The organism is Streptomyces sp. NPDC008238 (assembly GCF_042956445.1).
In the GTDB taxonomy this organism is placed as follows: domain Bacteria; phylum Actinomycetota; class Actinomycetes; order Streptomycetales; family Streptomycetaceae; genus Actinacidiphila.
In genome coordinates this window covers 19043-36424 of sequence record NZ_JBIBGK010000007.1, presented here as the reverse complement: position 1 = coordinate 36424, position 17382 = coordinate 19043, and the positions used below count along the sequence as shown (strand labels likewise).

The following is a 17382-nucleotide window of genomic DNA, read 5'->3' as shown; positions in this document are numbered from 1 at the left end:
CAGGGCGGCGGCCCGGCCGCTGCCGCCGCCCGGCGGGTTCAGGCACCGAGCTGGAGCCCGGGGGCCGCCTCCTCGATCACGGCTGTGGCCGACGCACCGATCCGCAGGGCGAAGGGCTCCTCGGCCACCCGCAGCCCGGCAAGGTGGAGATCACCGAGCGGGGCAGCGGCAAGCGGGCGTACCGCCACCATGCGTTCGGGGGCGTCGGGGCGGATCCCGGCGAGCGCCATCAGCAGGTGGACGGCGCCCGCGGCGGCCACCGCGGCGGGCCGTGAGGCCGTCGGGTGCGGGGCGGGACGGCGTGAGTCGTCGCGCTGCTCCCCCGCGTACATCTCGGGCAGCCGGTACCCGAACGCGGCTGCCGCGTCCAGCACGCCCAGCAGCAGTGCCCCGGCCTCGCGCTCGTGGCCGGCCGCCGCCAGTCCGGCGACCGCGACGGCCGTCTCGTGCACCCGTACCGCTCCGCCGCGGTGGCCGAAGGGGTTGTGCCCGGGAGCCCTGGCGGACAGGGTCCGCAGCCCCCACCCCGAGTCGAGCTCCGGTGCCGCGAGGAGACGGGCGAGCTGTTCGGTCTGCACCTTGTCCAGCAGGCCGGGAGCGAGTTCGCAGCCGCCCGACAGGCCGGTGTCGAGCAGGTGGGCGGCGGCCGAGCCCAGGTGCGGCACCGGTCTGCCGTCGGGGGTGAGCGCGGCGGCCGGGCTCCCGCCGGCGGGGTCGTCCAGCCAGAATTCCTCCCGGAACCTCCGGCGCAGTGCCTCGGCCCGCTCCCGCCACTCCTCCGCGCCCGGGCGTCCGTGGGCCTGGAGCAGATCGGCGCCGTGCAGCATGGCCCGGTGGGCATGGGCTTGCACGTCGCAGCGCAGCGGCCCGCCCGGCGCGGGGTCGGGGACGAATCCGCCCTCGCCCGCGACCGAACGCAGCCACCACAGGCTCCGCTCGACGGCCGGCAGCAGTTGTTCGGTGTCCCGCTCCGGAAGACCCCAGCGGCGTGCCTCGGCGAGCAGCGTGACGAAGAGCAGCCCCGCCTCCACCCCCGAACAGGTCGGCGGCAGATGCGGGCCGGCATGGCGCAGCGGGCCCGGCAGGCCGCCGGTCTCCGGGTCCTGGCGGCGGGCGAAGGCCCGCAGGGTGCCGGCTGCCAGGCGGGTGCCCAGCGGGAGCAGCATGCGGGCCGCCCACAGCGCGTCGGCCGGGGCGGGACCGAGCCGCCACGGGGCGCCGGCCGCCACATGGACGTCCAACGGGTGCCCGGGGTCACGCAGCAGCAACGCCCGCAGGTCGTCGAGGGCGGCGCGGAGCAGCGTCTCCGCCCGGCCGTCGCCGCCGCGGATCTCCGGGGCCGACCAGGGGACGGGGACCGCCGGGGCGGATCCACCGTTGACGCCGGCCACGGCGGGTTCCAGCGTCGCGCGCAGTTCGATCGTGCGGGAGGCGCCGGGCGGCAGCGCCAGCTCCCAGCACAGCAGCCCGGCGGAGGCCATGGCGCTCTCGGGTGCCGGTACGGCGGTGACCCGGGCCCGCAGGCCCTCCGCGGACCACTGCAGTCCCGCGTCGCACACGCTGGACTGCAGCTCCGGCCCGGAGGATCCGGCCGCGATGGCCGGCAGTTCGGCGAGGTCGGTCGCCAGCGCCACCTCGAACGGGATGCGCAGGGCGCGGGATCCGGTGTTGTGCACGGTGATGCGCTCGGTGCCCCCCGCCGTCCGCAGCCTTTCGACGGTGAGGGCCGGGTCGGGCGCGGTGTCGCCGGGAACGCGGGCGACGGAGGTGAACCGCGCCCGTCCCGCCGTGACAAGCCCGCCCTGCACGGGGACCGGGTGCACCCCCGCGACGCGCAGCTCGCAACGGGCCAGTACCCGGCGGCCGCCCTGGTAGAAGCCGGCGAGGCCGCCTCCGTCCAGTTGTCCGTGCTCCGGCGAGACCGCGAGGGCCGGGGCCGCGACGCACATCACGGCGTCGTGCACCGGCTGCGGCCCCCGGTCCTGCCGGGGCGGCCGGTTGACCGGCTGCGGGCTCATGCCACCTCCACGTCGGATCGGTCGCTCGGGCGCTGCCGCCACTACCCACGAGAACGGCCGTGTGGGCACTCGGGTCACGCGCCGTCTACCGTTCCTGATCGGGAAGCCGTCCGTATCACCGGAAAGAGAGCCATGGCCGTCTACCGCCAGCCGGGAACCGTCATCACCGACCACACCTTCCAGGTGCCGCTCGACCACGCGGACCCGGGCGGTGAGCGGATCGAGGTGTACGCACGGGAGGTCGTGGCCGCCGGTAAGGAACGAGATCCGCTGCCGTGGCTGCTGTTCCTCCAGGGCGGGCCGGGCGGCCGGTCGCCGCGGCCGCTGGGCCGCGACGGCTGGCTCACCCGTGCGCTGGACGACTACCGGGTGCTGCTGCTCGACCAGCGGGGCACCGGCCGTTCCACCCCGGCGAACCGGCAGACCCTGCCGCTGCGCGGGGACGCCTCGGCACAGGCCCGCTACCTGGAGCACTTCCGGGCCGACTCGATCATCCGCGACTGCGAGTTCATCCGCCGCGAGCTGCTCGGCGAGGACGAGCAGTGGAGCCTGCTCGGCCAGAGTTACGGCGGGTTCTGCACGCTCACCTATCTGTCGTTCGCCCCCGAGGGCGTCCGCGAGGCCTTCGTGACCGGCGGGCTCGCGGGCCTGCGCAGCACGGCCGAGGACGTCTACCGGGCCGCCTATCCCCGCGTGGAGCGGAAGACCGCGGCGCACTACGCGCGTTACCCGGAGGACGTCGAGACGGTCCGCGCGGTCGTGCGGCACCTGCGCGAGCGCGAGGTCAGGCTCCCGGACGGGGGTCTGCTGACCGCGGAGGCCTTCCAGGCCACCGGGATACTTCTCGGCACCGGCACCGGCTCGCACACGCTGCACTACCTGCTCGAGGACGCCTTCGTGACCGGGGGTTCCGGCCTCCAGCTCTCCGACTCCTTCCTTTCCGAGGTCCAGGGCCATCTGTCGTTCGCCGGCAATCCGCTCTACGCGGTGCTGCACGAGTCGATCTACGGCCAGCAGTCGGTCTCGCCGCGGGCCACCGGCTGGGCCGCCGAATCGGTCCGGACCGAATTCCCGCAGTTCGACGTCGACAAGCCGCTGGCGGACGACGCGCCGGTGCTGCTGACCGGCGAGATGATCTACCCCTGGATGTTCGCCACGGATCCGGCGCTGGCACCGCTGCGCGAGACGGCGCACCACCTGGCGCAGCACGAGCAGTGGCCCGACCTGTACGACCCGGCTCAGCTGGCGCGCAACGAGGTCCCGGTGGCGGCGGCCGTCTACCACGACGACATGTACGTGGACACGGCCGACTCCCTGGCCACCGCGCGCTCCGTCCACGGCCTTCGCACCTGGGTCACCGACGAGTACGAGCACGACGGGCTCCGGGTGAGCGGCGGCCGGGTCCTCGACCGGCTGATCCGGCTGGCCCGCGGCGAGCTGTGAACAACGCTGCCCGGCGGGCGCGCGCGACGCTCTGCCGGCGCAGGTAGCGGCGGAGCGGCTCCGGTGAGAGGCCGTTGTTGACGGCGGCGTGGAGCAGCCGGGCGAAGGTGTAGTCGGGGGCGAGGTCCAGGGCGCGGCCGAAGGCCACGCGGGCGGTGGCCTCGTCCCCGGCGGACCAGGCCACCCATCCGGCGAGGGTCAGGGGCGCCGCGGCGTGCTCGTGGTAGGGCTCGACGCAGCGCCGGGCGAGCGCCCGCCACAGGCGCACCGCGGGGTCCGTGTGCGGCGGGTCCATCCACTCGGCCGCCTCGTCGCGGGTGGCGCGGTCCTGCAGCCCGAGGATCATCGACGCGGCCTCGTCGTCGTCCAGCAGCGCGTCGTCGTCGCTGTCGGCCTCCGGCCCGTCCCCCACGGGTGTGGTGGCCCGGAAGCGGTCGAGCGCCTCCCGCAGCAGGCGCAGGGTGGTGCGCCGCACCTCGTCGGAGTCGTCCCGCTCCAGCATGCGCGGGACGAGTGCGGCGGCCGCCGCGTCCAGGGCGTCCGCGCGGGCAGCGGACGCCGGCGCGCCCGGCGGTGGCGGGGTGAGGCGTTCCTCCATCTCCTTGAGGGAGCCGGTGACCCGCAGGCCCGCGTAGGCGGCTGCCGCGGCCATCACGGAGTCTCCGGACTGCGTGATGCCGATGCCCTCGCGCGGGAACCGCTCCGATTCCGGGCAGCAGTAGGACCACCAGCGGCCGGAGGAGACGCACAGCGCCTCGACGACGGGCACGTCGAGCGTGCCGCAGGCGATCCGCAGCCGCTGCGCCAGCGGGCGCAGCCGTTCCATGACCTGGTGGGGTTCCTCGCCGGGAGCGGCTTCCTGGACGAGGAAGAGCACGATCGCGTCCGGCCGTGCGCCGCGCTGCTCGCTGCCGTTCACCAGACACTCCGCCAACTGCTGGGAGGCGCCGGGCCACTCGGCGGCGTCCCGGGGGATCCCGAGCCGGGCCCGGCCGCCGAAGCGGCCGCGCTCGCCGTGCAGGGCGATCATCAGAATGCTGTCGTCGGGGTGGAAGCCGCACAGGTAGGGGAGCGCGGCGGCGAGTTCGGCCGGGCTGCGCAGCGTGACCTTCGGGTCGTCCGAGGGACGGGGGGAGTCGGTGTGCTGAGTCATGATCCGAAGGTCCCGCACGCCGTGGATCTCCGCCAGACCCCTCCAAAACCTGTGGATAACTCGCGCATATCATCACATTCATCGGGGGTGAGTTATCCACAGGCCACCTCCTCACGGTTGGCGCCGTGTCGGTGCCATCGGGTTGCATGGGGGCATGACCACCGCACTGCGCACCGCCGCCGACACGATCCTCAGCCGGCTCGTCGGGGACCCGACGGGCACCGCACGCCTGCGCGAAGACCAGTGGCGCGCCGTCGAGGCGCTGGTCGCGCACGGACGCCGGGCCCTGGTGGTGCAGCGCACGGGCTGGGGCAAGTCGGCCGTGTACTTCGTGGCCACCGCGCTGCTGCGCGAGCGGGGCAGCGGTCCCACCGTGATCGTCTCCCCGCTGCTGGCGCTGATGCGGAACCAGATCGACGCCGCCGACCGCGCCGGCATCCGTGCCCGCACGATCAACTCGGCCAACCCCGAGGAATGGGACACCGTGCAGGCCGAGGTCGCCTCGGGGGAGGTCGACGTCCTGCTGGTGAGCCCGGAGCGGCTCAACAACCCGGACTTCCGGGACCAGGTGCTGCCCGAGCTGGCGTCCACCACGGGCCTGCTCGTGGTCGACGAGGCCCACTGCATCTCCGACTGGGGACACGACTTCCGGCCCGACTACCGCCGGCTGCGGACGATGCTCGCCGACCTCACCCCGGGCGTCCCGGTACTGGCGACGACCGCCACGGCCAACGCGCGCGTAACGGCCGACGTCGCCGAGCAGTTGGGCACCGGCGACCACGAGGGCGCCCTGGTGCTGCGCGGGCCGCTGGAACGCGAGAGCCTGTCGCTCGGGGTGCTGGGCATGCCCGACGCCGCGCACCGCCTCGCCTGGCTCGCCGACCACATCGGCGACCTCCCGGGCTCGGGCATCGTCTACACCCTGACGGTGGCGGCCGCGGAGGAGGTCACCGCCTTCCTCCGGCAGCGCGGTCACCAGGTCGCGGCCTACTCGGGGCGCACCGAGGACGCCGACCGCCGGGCCGCCGAATCCGCGCTGCTGAACAACGAGGTCAAGGCGCTGGTCGCCACCTCGGCGCTGGGCATGGGCTTCGACAAGCCGGACCTGGGATTCGTGGTGCACCTGGGCTCGCCCTCCTCCCCCATCGCCTACTACCAACAGGTCGGCCGCGCCGGGCGCGGTGTCGACCACGCGGAGGTGCTGCTGCTCCCCGGGCCCGAGGACGAGGCCATCTGGCGCTACTTCGCCTCGCTCGCCTTCCCCCGCGAGGAGCAGGTGCGGCGCACCCTGGAGACCCTCGCCGCCGCCGGGGGCCCGATGTCGGTCCCCGCCCTGGAGACGCGGGTGGACCTGCGCCGCAACCGGCTGGAGACCATGCTCAAGGTGCTCGACGTGGACGGCGCCGTGCACCGGGTGCGCGGCGGCTGGACGGCCACGGGCATGCCCTGGACGTACGACACCGAGCGGTACGCGTGGGTCGACCGGCAGCGCAAGGCCGAGCAGCAGGCGATGCGCGAGTACGCCACGACGTCGATGTGCCGCATGGAGTACCTGCGCCGTCAGCTCGACGACGAGGAGGCCGCCCCCTGCGGCCGCTGCGACAACTGCGCCGGGCCCCGGTTCACCGCGGAGGTCTCCCGCGAGGCCCTGGAGGCGGCGCGGGCCGCCCTCGGGCGCCCCGGGGTCGAGGTGGAGCCCCGCCGCATGTGGCCGACGGGCCTGCCCGCGATCGGCATCGACCTGAAGGGGAAGATCCCGGCGGGCGAACAGGCTGCCACCGGCCGGGCCCTGGGACGGCTCTCCGACATCGGCTGGGGCAACCGGCTGCGCCCGCTCTTCGCCGAGAACGCGGCGGACGGGCCCGTTCCGGACGACGTGGCACAGGCCGTGGTGCAGGTGCTGGCCGACTGGGCGAAGGGTCCGGGCGGCTGGGCGAGCGGTGCGCCCGACGCCCCGCAGCGGCCCGTCGGTGTCGTCACCGTCGCCTCGCACACCCGGCCGCAGCTCATCGCGTCGCTCGGCGCACGCATCGCCGAGATCGGCCGCATGCCGCTGCTCGGCGAGGTGGCGCACAGCGGTGAGCTGGAGCCCTCCCGGGTGCCGCGCAGCAACAGCGCACAGCGACTGCGGGCGCTGCACGGGGCGTTCACGCTTCCGCCGGCCCTTTCCGACGCCCTCGCCGAGGCCGCGGGACCGGTCCTGCTGGTCGACGACTTCACCGAGACGGGGTGGACGGTGGCCGTCGCCGCGCGGCTGTTGCGCCGTGCCGGTGTTACGGCGGTGTTTCCGCTGGTCCTGGCCCTGCAGAGCTGACCGGTAGTCACCATGTGAGACAGAGAAGGGATCTAAGCGGCGGACGGTCAGATAACAGACAGGTCGACAAAATGACCGTTGCCGCCCGCGTGTGCGACAGGAACAATTGAACCTGGATCCCCGCATCGGCTCTTGGAGCCCTACGACCGGCATGCCCGCGCACGCCCGGTCGCGGACGCATACCCGAAGGGAGGACCGTGGCCATCGGCTTCGCTCCGGAAACCGCTTCCGTGAATGCCTCCCGCCGTGCCGGACGCCATCGCAGCCTCGAGCCCGCCGAATGGACGGCCGCGGGCGTCCCCCTGCTGATCAACCCGCGCGAGGTGGTCACCGACCTCCACGAGCGGCACCTCCCGGCACCGGGCACCGCCGTGGTCGCGGTCTACTCCCCGGACGAACGGCTGACGGCCAGCGCGTCCTTCGCGCAGCGCCCCCACGTCGTCGACGGCTGGGAGCGGCGCAACGCGATCCTCGTCCACCTGCGCCGGATCACCGCCGACGACCTGCGGCGGCGCAGGCCGGTCCGCACCGCGGTCCTGCTCGTCTGCCGCGACGGCGGAGCGGGTTGGACCGAGGTGGACGGTGCCTGGATGTGGGGGCTGCGGGACGCCTGCTCGCTGTACGGGCTGCGCCCCGGGTCGTACATCACCGTGACCGACGACGGCTGGCGGGTGCAGGGCGAGGACCGCGCCGGACGGACCCCGAACGCGGCCTCCTGGTCGGCGGCCACGAGCCGCGGCGCAGCGAGCCTGCGTCCCAGCGGGACGCCGCCCCTGCGCCGCGCGGCGGCGCGCTGATCAGGCGTTGACGCCGAGCAGCGCGTTGATCCGCTGCGGGTCGCCGCAGACGATCAGCAGCTTTCCGGCCCGCGCCAGCGCGGAGGGCAGGATGCTCGCGACGGTCTCGTCGGAGCCGCCGTTGACGGCCACGACCACCACGGGCCGGCCCTTGGCGCGCTCGGCGTCGTGGGCGGCGTAGAACACGTCGTCACCGGCGTCCTGCTGGGCCCAGTACGACGCCTCGCCGAAGCTCAGCTCGTGGGCCGCCCAGGGGTGCTCCTCGCCGGTGGTGAGCACCAGGACCTCACCCGGCGCGCGCCCGCTGTCCAGCAGCAGGTCGACGGCCTCGTCGGCGGCGTCGAGGGCGCCGTCCACCGAGGCGGGGATGAGCTGGAGCTGCGCCGACGTGCCGGCGGCGGGAGAGGCGACGGCCTCGGAGTCCCGGGGCGAGCGCTGCTGCGGGGGTACGACGGGCCCGCGGGCCGGACCGGGACGGCCGGGACGGGCGTTCGCCGCCGGAGCGCCACGCGGCGGCGCGGGGCGCGGAGGCGCGGGACGCGGGCCGGAGCCCGGTACGGGGCGGGGGGTCGGCGCGGGCCGGCCGGCGGCCGGGGCAACGCGGGGACCCGGGACACTCTCGTGAATCTGAGGCTCCTCGGGGGTGAGAGGCATGTGCTGATGTCTATCAAATGCACCGGAACAACGCAGCGGCGGGTAGGTCACAACTCGGCTCAGAAGTCGAACCCGAGTTGCTCACCCGTATCCCCCGCCTCCGCGGTCTCCCGGACCTTCTTCAAGTGCTGCCAACGCGGCAGCGCGTCGAGGTATGCCCAGGACAGCCGGTGGAACGGGGTGGGCCCCAGCTCCTCCAGTGCCGCCCGGTGCACCGGCGAAGGGTACCCGGCATTGGCCTCGAAGCCGAACGGAGCATAGTCGACGCCCAGTTCCGCCATCATCGCGTCCCGCCGCACCTTGGCGATCACGGACGCGGCCGCCACGGCCACGCAGGAGACGTCGCCCTTGATGACCGTGCGCACGCGCCAGGGACCGCCGAGGTAGTCGTGCTTGCCGTCGAGTATCACCGCGTCCGGCCGCACGGGCAGGGCGTCCAGGGCGCGCGTGGCGGCGAGCCGCAGCGCGGCGGTCATCCCCAACGCGTCGATCTCCTCCGGGGAGGCGTGGCCGAGCGCGAAGGAGTTCACCCATCCGGTGAGCACACCGGCGAGTGCGTTACGGCGCTTGACGGTGAGCAGCTTGGAGTCGGTGAGGCCGTCGGGGGGCCGTCGCAGACCGGTGACGGCCGCACACACTGTGACGGGCCCGGCCCAGGCGCCCCGTCCGACCTCGTCGACACCCGCGACGACCTTGGCGCCGAGGGTCGCGCGCAGCGAGCGCTCGACGGTGTGGGTGGGGGGTTCGTGGACCATGGCAAGGCTTAGCCTACGCTCCCGTGTTGGGCCGTCCCGGAGCAGGTCCGCGCAGCGCCTACGGGAACCGCTCCCCGGGCGCGACCGGGCGGTGTCCGCGCCGGGCCGCGACCACGACGCGGCCCGACGTGGCCGCGCCGGAAGCACCCGGCGACGGAAGCACCCACCGACGGAGGCACCCGGCGACGGCGTCAGGGGCGCAGCAGGGGCAGCATCACCTGGTCGACGACCTCGGTCAGGTCCTCCTCGGTGATCGCCCGGCCGCCGATCTTCGACCGGTACATCATGAGCGCGGGCACGACGTCGGCGACGATGTCGCCGGTGGCGTCGGGCCGTACCTCACCGCGTTCGATGCCGCGCCGGACCACGTCGAGGATGCGCTGCTTGGTGGGTTCGACGACCCCTTCCATGATCAGCCGGACGAAGCAGTGGGCGGCCTCCTGGTCGCACTCGTCGATCACCGAGCGCAGGGCCAGCCCGCCGCGCGAGTACATCGCCTCGCGCATCCGCAGCACGAGGAAGACCAGGTCCTCCCGCAGGCCGCCGAGGTCCGGGACGTCGGGGACCTCGGGGAAGGCCGTCTGCAGGGCGTCCGCGACGAGTGCCTGCTTGGACGGCCAGCGGCGGTAGACGGCCGCCTTGCCGGTCTGCGCGCCGGCGGCGACGCCCTCCATGGTCAGCCCTCGCCAGCCCACCGTGCTCAGCTGCTCCAGGGCGGCCCCGAGGATCGCCCGTTCCAGGACGGGCCCGCGGCGGCGGGTGCCCGCTCCCTGCGACATGGCCATGCCACCTTCTCAATCGCTCGCTAGTGAACGCTTGCGTTCACTACAACCATCACCCTACTGTCGTACACAGTGAACGCGACCGTTCACTAAGTCACCGACTGGGGACCTCGTGACGACTGGGCAACTCACCTCACCACGAAAGCCCGGAGCCGCGCGACGTGACGGCAGGCCGGGCATCGCACTCGCGGTGATCGCGGCCTGCCAGCTCATGGTCGTGCTGGACGCCACCATTGTGAACATCGCGCTCCCGCACATCCAGGACGCGCTCTCCTTCTCCACCACCGATCTGTCCTGGGTGCTCAACGCCTACACGCTCACCTTCGGCGGTCTGCTGCTGCTCGGCGGGCGCGCGGGCGACATCCTGGGACGGCGCAGGGTGTTCGTCTCCGGCATCCTGCTGTTCTCCTTCGCCTCCCTCCTCGGAGGCTTCGCGCAGGAGCCCTGGCAACTGCTCGCCGCACGCTCGCTGCAAGGCGTCGGCGGCGCGATAGCCTCGCCGACCTCGCTCGCGCTCATCACCACCAACTTCCCCGAGGGCCCGGCACGCAACCGGGCGTTCGGCGTGTTCGCCGCGGTCTCCGCGGGCGGCGGTGCCGTGGGTCTGCTGGCGGGCGGCATGCTCACCGACTGGCTCGACTGGCGCTGGGTGTTCTTCGTCAACGTGCCGATCGGGCTGCTGATCGCGTTCCTGGCGCCACGCTTCATCGGCGAGTCGCAGCGGCACCCGGGCCGGTTCGACGTCACCGGGGCCGTCACCTCGACGCTCGGCATGGCCTCGCTCGTCTACGGCTTCATCCGCGCCGCGCACTCGGGGTGGCGGGACACGCTCACCGTCTCCTCGTTCGCGGCCGCGGTCCTGCTGCTGGGCGCCTTCGTGGTCGTCGAGCGGCGGGCCCGGGAACCGATCACCCCGCTGCGGATGTTCGCCGACCGCAACCGCTCGGGCACCTACCTGATGATGCTGAGCCTGGCCGCCGCCATGTTCGGCATGTTCTTCTTCATCGTCCTCTTCGTGCAGAACGTGCTCGGCTACAGCCCCATAGCGGCGGGCTTCGCCTTCCTGCCGGTCACGGCCGCGATCGTGACCGGGGCCGGGCTGTCGACCCGCTTCCTGCCGGTGCTGGGGCCGAAGCCGTTCCTCGTCGCCGGCTCGGCGCTGACCGGTTCCGGGATGGCGTGGCTGACCCTGATCGACCCCGGCAGCAGCTACGTGGGCGGCGTCCTCGGCCCGATGCTGCTCTTCGGTTTCGGGATGGGCCTCAACTTCGTGACGCTGACCCTGACGGCCGTCTCCGGCGTCGCCCAGCACGAGGCGGGGGCCGCCTCCGGGCTGCTCAACGCGATGCAGCAGGTCGGCGGTTCGCTCGGGCTGTCCATCCTGGTGACGGTGTTCGGCACCGCGAGCCGCGACAAGGCCACGGGTCTCCTCCCGGACTTCCTCGCGCGCGCCACGCCCGAGCAGCAGGAGGCCTTCCGGCGGACGCACGAACTGCCGCCGCCGTGGGGCCACGAGGTGCTGGCGCACGGCATCTCGACCGCCTTCTACGCGGGCGTGGGGCTGGTCGCGCTGGCGCTCGTCACCGCGGTGTTCGTGATCCGGGTCCGCAGGAGCGACCTGGAGGCGCTCAGCGGCGGCGCGGGCGTGCCCGCGGCCTGACACCGGCGCCGCCGCCCGGCCTGAGGGGAGGCCGGGGCGGCGGCACACGGCGTTCGCGTCACGGGTACGCGGGGTCGCGCCAGTCGACGGAGAACCCGTCCAGACCCGCCGCGCGGCACGGCTGGTCGGCGGTCAGCGGCGGACGCCCGTCGAGCAGGGACCGGGCCCGGACCTCGTCCAGGCTGGTGGTGTACCAGGCCTCGGTGCCGTCCTCGTAGAGGTGCTCGGCGATCTTCTCCAGGGCGCAGGAGCGCTGCGGCTCCGGCAGCCGGTCCAGCTCCGGGACGGCGTCCGCGGAGAGGTTCCGCAGATAGGCCAGGTCGATCTTGCCGCTGCTCTCGAAGCGGCTCACCTGCTGGCCGGCGATGAGCGCGTCGGGCGAGACCAGCCCGAAGGCCAGGACGGACGCCGCGGCGCTCACCACCACGGCACGCGGGAGCCAGCGCGCCCCGAACACCCCGGCCGCCATGACCAGGACGATCAGCAGCCCGAGCCACAGCTCCACACCCGCCACCGAGATCCGCAGCCGGGTCAGCCCGTACGCGTCCACGTAGAGGTCCATGCGGCGCAGCGCGGACGCGACCACGACCAGGGTCAGCACGCAGATCGTGCCGAGCACGGAGCGCACGAGCAGGCGGTCGCGGTCGGTGCCGCGCGGCGCCCAGCGCAGCGCGAGGCCGATCACCGCGATGGTGAGCAGGGTGACGACGAGCAGTTGCCAAAAGCCCTGCCGCGCGTACTCCGCGTAGGTCAGGCCGGTCTTGGCGAGCACCTTCTCGTAGCCGCCGAAGAGCACCGCCAGCTGGACGGCGTTGAAGGCGGCGAACAGCCCGGCGAGGACGACCAGCGGGAGCGCCCACTCGGCGCGCCGGCGGGCGCGTCCCGGCGTGACCTCGATGCGGTCCCAGCGGCGCGGCGCCGCGGCGGTCCACGCGGCGCAGAGCGCGAACAGCGTGCCCACGGCGAGGAGCAGGACACGCAGCGGCGCGTCGGTGACGGTCACGTCCGGCATGAGGTCGGACAGCAGGTCGGCGAACGCCGCGTCGGCCCCCGCGAAGAGCGCGCCGAAGACCACCAGGAGCACGGCGGTCACGCCGACGGTCTTCAGCATCGGCACCAGCCGGCTCCGGCCGCGCCCGGCCCGCTCCCGCAGCCCGCGCAGCGCCCAGCCGATCGCGGACGCCGGAGCGAACCACAGTCCGGCGCCGCCGAGCAGGACGCCCGGCCAGCGGCGGCCGCCGTGCAGCGCCAGCGAGCCCAGGAAGGCGGCGGCGACGACGGCCAGGAACGACGGCCACCAGGCGTCCCGCAGCGCCGGGACGAGCAGCAGCGTCAGGCCGGCCACCGCCCACAGCGCCGACCAGGGCCGCAGCCGCCGTCCGTGGTCGCGGGCGGCGACCGCGGCCGCGGCCACGGCGGGAACGGTGACCAGCAGCAGGTTGATCCCCAGGCCGCCGCGCAGCAGGGCCGAGGTCAGCACGCCGGTGAGCAGCGCCGCCCACAGCGCGGCGGGCCGCACGGCACGCGGGGTCCGCGGCCGGCTCGCGACCACCCAGGCCGGGGGCGGGGGCGGTGGTGGCGGCGTCCAGGGACGCGCGTACGGCGCCGCCGGAGGGGCGGGTGGACCGTTCTTCCGCGATGGTGCCTGCGGGTGTGGCGGTGCGGACGCCTGCACCGCCGGTGCGGCGTCGGACGGCGTGTCGGACATGAGAACCCCTCCCCGCCGGTCACACGGCGGCCGGAGGCGGCACGCGAGACCGGATACTCGACTGCCGTCCGGTGAAGATCGGCCGGACGGCGTGGCCGACAGGCTAGGCGCGCCGGCCGGCCGCGCGGACGCGGTGCGGGCCGCACGACCGAGTCTGTGACAGGCCCGTGACAATGCAGGGGGTTGGGGACCTCGGGGGCGGGACCGGTGGGTGGTCAGCCGGCGGGCAGCCACTCCGGGAGGGCCTCGCAGCGCTCCAGCCACTCGCGCGGGGGCTCGCCACCGGCCCCGGCGGCGATGATCCCGCCCACGATGGCGCAGGTGGTGTCCACGTCCCCGCCGGCCCGGGCGGTGGTCCAGAAGGCGCCCTCGTAGTCGCCGAGGCCGCGGGCGGCGGACCACAGGGCGAAGGGGACCGTGTCGTGGGCGCTGGTGCGCCGGCCGTTGCCGAGCACGGCCGCGACGGTGGCGACGTCGTCGTAGTCGAGCATGTCGACGGCGCGGCGCAGCCCGGCGTGCACGGCGCTGCGCGGCAGCAGCGCCACGACGCGCGTGATGAGGTCGGCGGGGGCTCCGGGGCCGGCCGGGTCCGCGGCGAGCGCGGCGGCGGCGGCCACGGCCATCGCCCCCACGACGGCCTCGCGGTGCTGGTGGGTGGTGTACGCCGACAGTTCGGCCTGCTCGGCGGCCTTCTCCGGCTCGCCCGCGTACCAGGCGCCCAGGGGCGCCACGCGCATGGCGGCGCCGTTGCCCCAGGAACCCTGGCCGTTGAACATCTCGGCGGCCAGCGTGCGCCAGTCGGCGCCCTCCTGCCGGATCAGCCGCAGCATCCGGTTCACGCCGGGTCCGTAACCGCGGTCGAAGTCGTGGTGCGCCGCGAAGGAGGCGGCCAGGGCGTCCTGGTCGATCGTGCCGCGCGAGTCCAGGACCGCGACGACCGAGCACGCCATCTCGGTGTCGTCCGTCCACTGCCAGGTTCCCGGCGGCAGCGTGCGGCCCTGCAGGGCCGGGTAGTGGGCCGGCACGAAGAACTGGGAGCCGAGGGCGTCGCCCAAGGCGAGACCGCGCAGGCTGGACAAGGCGCGGCGGCGTGGGAGGTCATGCGGGTCAGCGGTCATGGCGGGAGAACTCTGACATCCGGTGCCACCCGGGTCAATCGTCCTGTGCGCAATCTCACCCGTGATATCGCGCCAGGTCGGAGTCGGTGGTCCGCCAGCGGGAGAAGGGCCGGTCGAGCCCGTACCGGCCGTCGGGCTCGACGAGCAGCATCCGTGTCTCGCCGTTGTCGGGGTTCGACAGGCACTCGAACTCGTCGACGGTCCAGTGGAACCACCGCATGCAGAACAGCCGCATGGTGAGCCCGTGGGTGACGAGCAGGACGTTCGGCGGGAACTCGGGCTTGTCGAAGGCGCGGTAGAGCGTCTCCAGGAAGGACCCGACGCGGTCGTAGACGTCCGCCCCGGACTCGCCCTGGGCGAAGCGGTAGAAGAAGTGGCCGTAGGCGTCCCTGGCCTTGCGCTGCCGCTGCACGTCCTCGGCGTCCTGGTAGTTCCCCCAGTCCTGCTCGCGCAGCCGGGGCTCCTCCTTGGCCCGGGTACGGCACGGGTCGAGGCCGAGCAGGTGGAAGGTCTGATGCGTCCGGCGATATGGCGAGACGAAGGCCTGCACGCGCTCCTCGCCGAACAGCTCGCGCAGCTCCCGGCCCGCCGCGCGGGCCTGCTCCTCGCCCCTGGAGGTGAGGGTCAGCGCGTGGTCGGGCACCCGCTCGTAGATCGTGTCGTCGGCATTGCCCTGGGACTCTCCGTGCCTGATGAGCACTATGCGACGCGGTCGGGCCATGGCCTCACTGTAATTCGTACGCGGGAGCAGGGTCGCGGCGGGCACCCGCTCCGCCCGCCGGCCGGCCGCCGTCTCCCCCGATTGTCAGTGGCGTACCTCAGACTCAGCATGAAGAGGGGGGCGCGTTCGCGCGCCACGGTTGGAGGCCGCCATGAAGACCACGTCGTTCGTTCCCGGCACACCCTGCTGGACCGATCTGAGCAGTCCCGACATCGAGGCCTCCCGCGCGTTCTACGGCGGCCTGTTCGGCTGGGACTCCCAGGCGGGTCCCCCGGAGGCCGGCGGCTACACCTTCTTCAGCCTGCGCGGCGAGCACGTGGCGGCCGTCGGCCCGGTGATGGCCGAGGGCGACCGGCCGCGGTGGATCACCTACATGGCCACGAACGACGTGACCGACACCGCCAAGGCGGTCGAGGCCGCGGGCGGCTCGGTGTGCGTACCGCCGATGACGGTCTTCGACCAGGGCGGCTTCGCACAGTTCACGGACCCGCACGGCGCGGAGTTCGCCGCGTGGCAGCCGGGCCGGTTCAGCGGGGCGGGCCTGCTCGACGAGCCGGGCGCGCTGTGCTGGATCGAGCTCAACACCCGGGACGTGGACGGCTCCCGCGCCTTCTACCGCGAGGTGTTCGGCTGGACGGGCGAGACCCATCCGTTCGGCGGGGACAGCTCCTACACCGAGCTCGAAGTGGAGGGCGCGGGAAGGAAGTTCGGCGGCATCCTGCTGATGAACGACGCCTGGCCGCCGGAGATACCCCAGCACTGGATGCACTACTTCTCCGTCGCCGACACCGACGCGGCCGCCGCCCGCGCCACCGAGCTCGGGGGCAGCGTCTCCGTGCCGCCGTTCGACCTGGAGCACGTCGGACGGGTCGCCGTGCTCGACGACCCGCACGGCGCGTACTTCTCGGTGATCACCCGCCCGTCCGCGCGGGGCGGGGAGGGCTGAGGCGGGCGGCGCCGGGGCCGGTCCCCGGTCGCCGTGGCGTCATATCGACCAGGCCTGTTCCAGGTCGACGACGTCCCCGGCGACGGTGAGCACGTCGGCGTCGAGATCCGCCCGTTCGGACAGTCGCAGGATGGAACCGTCCCGGTACTTGGCGTGCTCGGAGGCCGAGTCCCACATCGACAGCACCAGGAAGTCGGACTCGGGGCCCTGCGCGAAAACCCCGCGCAGCATCCCCGGGGAGCCGGCCATGGCCGGGTTCCAGACCTTCTCCTGCATCAGCACGAAGTGCTCGACGCGGTCCGGACGCACCTTGCAGTGCGCCAGGCGCAGCAGGTCACCGTCGGCGAAGCGGGGCCGGAAGCCGACCTTGACGTCCAGGCGGTGCTCGAAGAGCTTGACGCCGAGGCTCTCGTAGGTGCCGGCCTGGGCGGCCGCGAGGCGGTCGTGCGCACCGGCCATGAAGGCCTCGTAGTAGTCGCGGTCCTCCCAGAACGCGAAGAGGTGCGCGACACCCGGCTGACTGCGGCTCCAGCCGCCGCCCTGCCCCCGGAACCCCGGCTCCCCCATGAGCCCGTTGGCCCATTTCCGCTGCCCGCGCTCGAATCCGGCGCGATCGACGATTCCGCAGCGAATCCACTTCACCAGCACCGCGCCATCCTACGGCCCGCCGGCGGGGCTTCCGCCCCATCGGAGCAGCAACTCCCCTGAAAGGGACCGGAATACGATCACGACATGGACACCCTGTACCCGCGCCTGCTCGTCGAGGACTTCGACACCGCCGTCCGCTTCTGGACCGCCGCCCTGCGCGACCTGCTCGGTACGGAACCCGTCAAGGTGATCCCGCAGGCCGGTTACGCCAACTGGGACCTGGGCGGTGAGGCGGCCCTCACGCTCTTCTCCCGCGCCGCGCTCGCCAGGGCCATCGGCACCGACGCCCTTCCCACGCACGCCCCCGCCCAGGACGCGTCGATGCTCGTCCTGCGGGTCGACGACGTCGAGGCGGCCGCGGGCAAGCTGACCGCCCACGGTGCCGTCGTCCTCGCCGGGCCCCAGGACCGGCCCGAATGGGGCCCCGGACTGCGGACCGCGCACCTGCGGACCCCGGACGGCACCCTCGTGGAACTCCAGTCGTACTGACCGAACCCCGGAAAGCAAGACGGAAAGAGATAGTCCGCAACAAAACAATCTGCTAGCGTCACACCTGGGTGTCCCGACGACCAGGAGACGACGCCATGCCTTTACGCGCACGCACCTCGCAGCCCTTACGCGCACGCACCTCGCCCACGGCCGCAACCGCGGCGACCACGGCGACC

General features: G+C 73.7%; 15 protein-coding genes. 6 read left to right on the top strand and 9 right to left on the bottom strand.

From position 1 onward, the window contains the following. Positions 1 to 38 precede the first annotated feature (38 nt). Positions 39 to 2018, bottom strand: coding sequence for a glycogen debranching N-terminal domain-containing protein (locus ACFZAU_RS17440; protein ID WP_500552857.1), 1980 nt, complete (start codon positions 2016 to 2018; stop codon positions 39 to 41). 132 nt (positions 2019 to 2150) lie between these two features. On the opposite strand from ACFZAU_RS17440, the gene ACFZAU_RS17435 reads away from it, so the two are divergent. Then, positions 2151 to 3461 (top strand): alpha/beta fold hydrolase, encoded by a 1311-nt coding sequence (locus ACFZAU_RS17435; protein ID WP_500552856.1) that lies wholly within the window; start codon positions 2151 to 2153, stop codon positions 3459 to 3461. Here ACFZAU_RS17435 and ACFZAU_RS17430 read toward each other — a convergent pair. Beyond that, positions 3373 to 4614 (bottom strand): DUF4192 domain-containing protein, encoded by a 1242-nt coding sequence (locus ACFZAU_RS17430; protein ID WP_500552855.1) that lies wholly within the window; start codon positions 4612 to 4614, stop codon positions 3373 to 3375. The genes ACFZAU_RS17435 and ACFZAU_RS17430 overlap by 89 nt on opposite strands. 154 nt (positions 4615 to 4768) lie before the next feature. On the opposite strand from ACFZAU_RS17430, the gene ACFZAU_RS17425 reads away from it, so the two are divergent. Together ACFZAU_RS17425 and ACFZAU_RS17420 are read left to right on the top strand one after the other, a co-directional pair. Next, positions 4769 to 6928 carry a RecQ family ATP-dependent DNA helicase gene (locus tag ACFZAU_RS17425; protein WP_500552854.1) on the top strand — a complete coding sequence of 720 codons (2160 nt, stop codon included), beginning with the start codon at positions 4769 to 4771 and terminating at the stop codon, positions 6926 to 6928. 197 nt (positions 6929 to 7125) lie between these two features. After that, positions 7126 to 7725 (top strand): hypothetical protein, encoded by a 600-nt coding sequence (locus ACFZAU_RS17420; RefSeq protein ID WP_499601876.1) that lies wholly within the window; start codon positions 7126 to 7128, stop codon positions 7723 to 7725. On the opposite strand, the gene ACFZAU_RS17415 is transcribed toward ACFZAU_RS17420, so the two are convergent. From ACFZAU_RS17415 to ACFZAU_RS17405, 3 genes are all read right to left on the bottom strand, one after another. Next, positions 7726 to 8379: a hypothetical protein gene (locus ACFZAU_RS17415; protein ID WP_500464759.1), complete on the bottom strand. Its 654-nt coding sequence runs from the start codon at positions 8377 to 8379 to the stop codon at positions 7726 to 7728. It abuts the gene before it with no gap. Positions 8380 to 8438: 59 nt separating this feature from the next. Then, positions 8439 to 9134, bottom strand: a complete 696-nt coding sequence (gene rnhB, locus ACFZAU_RS17410) for a ribonuclease HII (RefSeq protein WP_500552853.1) — start codon at positions 9132 to 9134, stop codon at positions 8439 to 8441. 191 nt (positions 9135 to 9325) lie between these two features. Then, entirely contained in the window at positions 9326 to 9919 is a 594-nt protein-coding gene (locus ACFZAU_RS17405) for a TetR/AcrR family transcriptional regulator (RefSeq protein WP_500552852.1), read from the bottom strand. A gap of 109 nt (positions 9920 to 10028) precedes the next feature. Here ACFZAU_RS17405 and ACFZAU_RS17400 point away from each other — a divergent pair, with 109 nt between their 5' ends. Further along, positions 10029 to 11576 (top strand): MFS transporter, encoded by a 1548-nt coding sequence (locus ACFZAU_RS17400; RefSeq protein WP_499601883.1) that lies wholly within the window; start codon positions 10029 to 10031, stop codon positions 11574 to 11576. A gap of 58 nt (positions 11577 to 11634) precedes the next feature. Here the strand turns inward: ACFZAU_RS17400 and ACFZAU_RS17395 are convergent, their stop codons facing one another. The 3 genes from ACFZAU_RS17395 to ACFZAU_RS17385 form a co-directional block, all read right to left on the bottom strand. Next, the gene (locus ACFZAU_RS17395; protein ID WP_500552851.1) at positions 11635 to 13095 is read right to left on the bottom strand and encodes a DUF4153 domain-containing protein; all 1461 of its coding nucleotides are present in this window, start codon (positions 13093 to 13095) and stop codon (positions 11635 to 11637) included. Positions 13096 to 13499: 404 nt separating this feature from the next. Next, entirely contained in the window at positions 13500 to 14402 is a 903-nt protein-coding gene (locus ACFZAU_RS17390; RefSeq protein WP_500552850.1) for an ADP-ribosylglycohydrolase family protein, read from the bottom strand. A 55-nt stretch (positions 14403 to 14457) separates the two neighbouring features. Beyond that, a complete protein-coding gene (locus tag ACFZAU_RS17385) occupies positions 14458 to 15123 on the bottom strand; it encodes a phosphoglycerate mutase family protein (RefSeq protein WP_500552849.1) in 666 nt (221 codons plus the stop codon). Positions 15124 to 15274: 151 nt separating this feature from the next. Between ACFZAU_RS17385 and ACFZAU_RS17380 the strand changes: the two genes are divergently transcribed. Then, entirely contained in the window at positions 15275 to 16069 is a 795-nt protein-coding gene (locus ACFZAU_RS17380) for a VOC family protein (RefSeq protein WP_499601889.1), read from the top strand. A 39-nt stretch (positions 16070 to 16108) separates the two neighbouring features. Here the strand turns inward: ACFZAU_RS17380 and ACFZAU_RS17375 are convergent, their stop codons facing one another. Continuing rightward, the gene (locus ACFZAU_RS17375) at positions 16109 to 16717 is read right to left on the bottom strand and encodes a YdbC family protein (protein WP_499601890.1); all 609 of its coding nucleotides are present in this window, start codon (positions 16715 to 16717) and stop codon (positions 16109 to 16111) included. Positions 16718 to 16801: 84 nt separating this feature from the next. Between ACFZAU_RS17375 and ACFZAU_RS17370 the strand changes: the two genes are divergently transcribed. Next, on the top strand, positions 16802 to 17206 hold the full coding sequence (locus ACFZAU_RS17370; protein ID WP_500552848.1) for a VOC family protein: 405 nt from the start codon (positions 16802 to 16804) through the stop codon (positions 17204 to 17206). Positions 17207 to 17382 lie beyond the last annotated feature (176 nt).

What these genes read in the sequence shown, in the direction of transcription:
- ACFZAU_RS17440 (WP_500552857.1), bottom strand. Translation starts at nt 2,018, where the DNA reads ATGAGCCCGCAGCCGGTCAACCGGCCGCCCCGGCAGGACCGGGGGCCG.
- ACFZAU_RS17435 (WP_500552856.1), top strand. Translation starts at nt 2,151, where the DNA reads ATGGCCGTCTACCGCCAGCCGGGAACCGTCATCACCGACCACACCTTC.
- ACFZAU_RS17430 (WP_500552855.1), bottom strand. Translation starts at nt 4,614, where the DNA reads ATGACTCAGCACACCGACTCCCCCCGTCCCTCGGACGACCCGAAGGTC.
- ACFZAU_RS17425 (WP_500552854.1), top strand. Translation starts at nt 4,769, where the DNA reads ATGACCACCGCACTGCGCACCGCCGCCGACACGATCCTCAGCCGGCTC.
- ACFZAU_RS17415 (WP_500464759.1), bottom strand. Translation starts at nt 8,379, where the DNA reads ATGCCTCTCACCCCCGAGGAGCCTCAGATTCACGAGAGTGTCCCGGGT.
- rnhB (WP_500552853.1), bottom strand. Translation starts at nt 9,134, where the DNA reads ATGGTCCACGAACCCCCCACCCACACCGTCGAGCGCTCGCTGCGCGCG.
- ACFZAU_RS17405 (WP_500552852.1), bottom strand. Translation starts at nt 9,919, where the DNA reads ATGGCCATGTCGCAGGGAGCGGGCACCCGCCGCCGCGGGCCCGTCCTG.
- ACFZAU_RS17390 (WP_500552850.1), bottom strand. Translation starts at nt 14,402, where the DNA reads ATGACCGCTGACCCGCATGACCTCCCACGCCGCCGCGCCTTGTCCAGC.
- ACFZAU_RS17385 (WP_500552849.1), bottom strand. Translation starts at nt 15,123, where the DNA reads ATGGCCCGACCGCGTCGCATAGTGCTCATCAGGCACGGAGAGTCCCAG.
- ACFZAU_RS17380 (WP_499601889.1), top strand. Translation starts at nt 15,275, where the DNA reads ATGAAGACCACGTCGTTCGTTCCCGGCACACCCTGCTGGACCGATCTG.
- ACFZAU_RS17370 (WP_500552848.1), top strand. Translation starts at nt 16,802, where the DNA reads ATGGACACCCTGTACCCGCGCCTGCTCGTCGAGGACTTCGACACCGCC.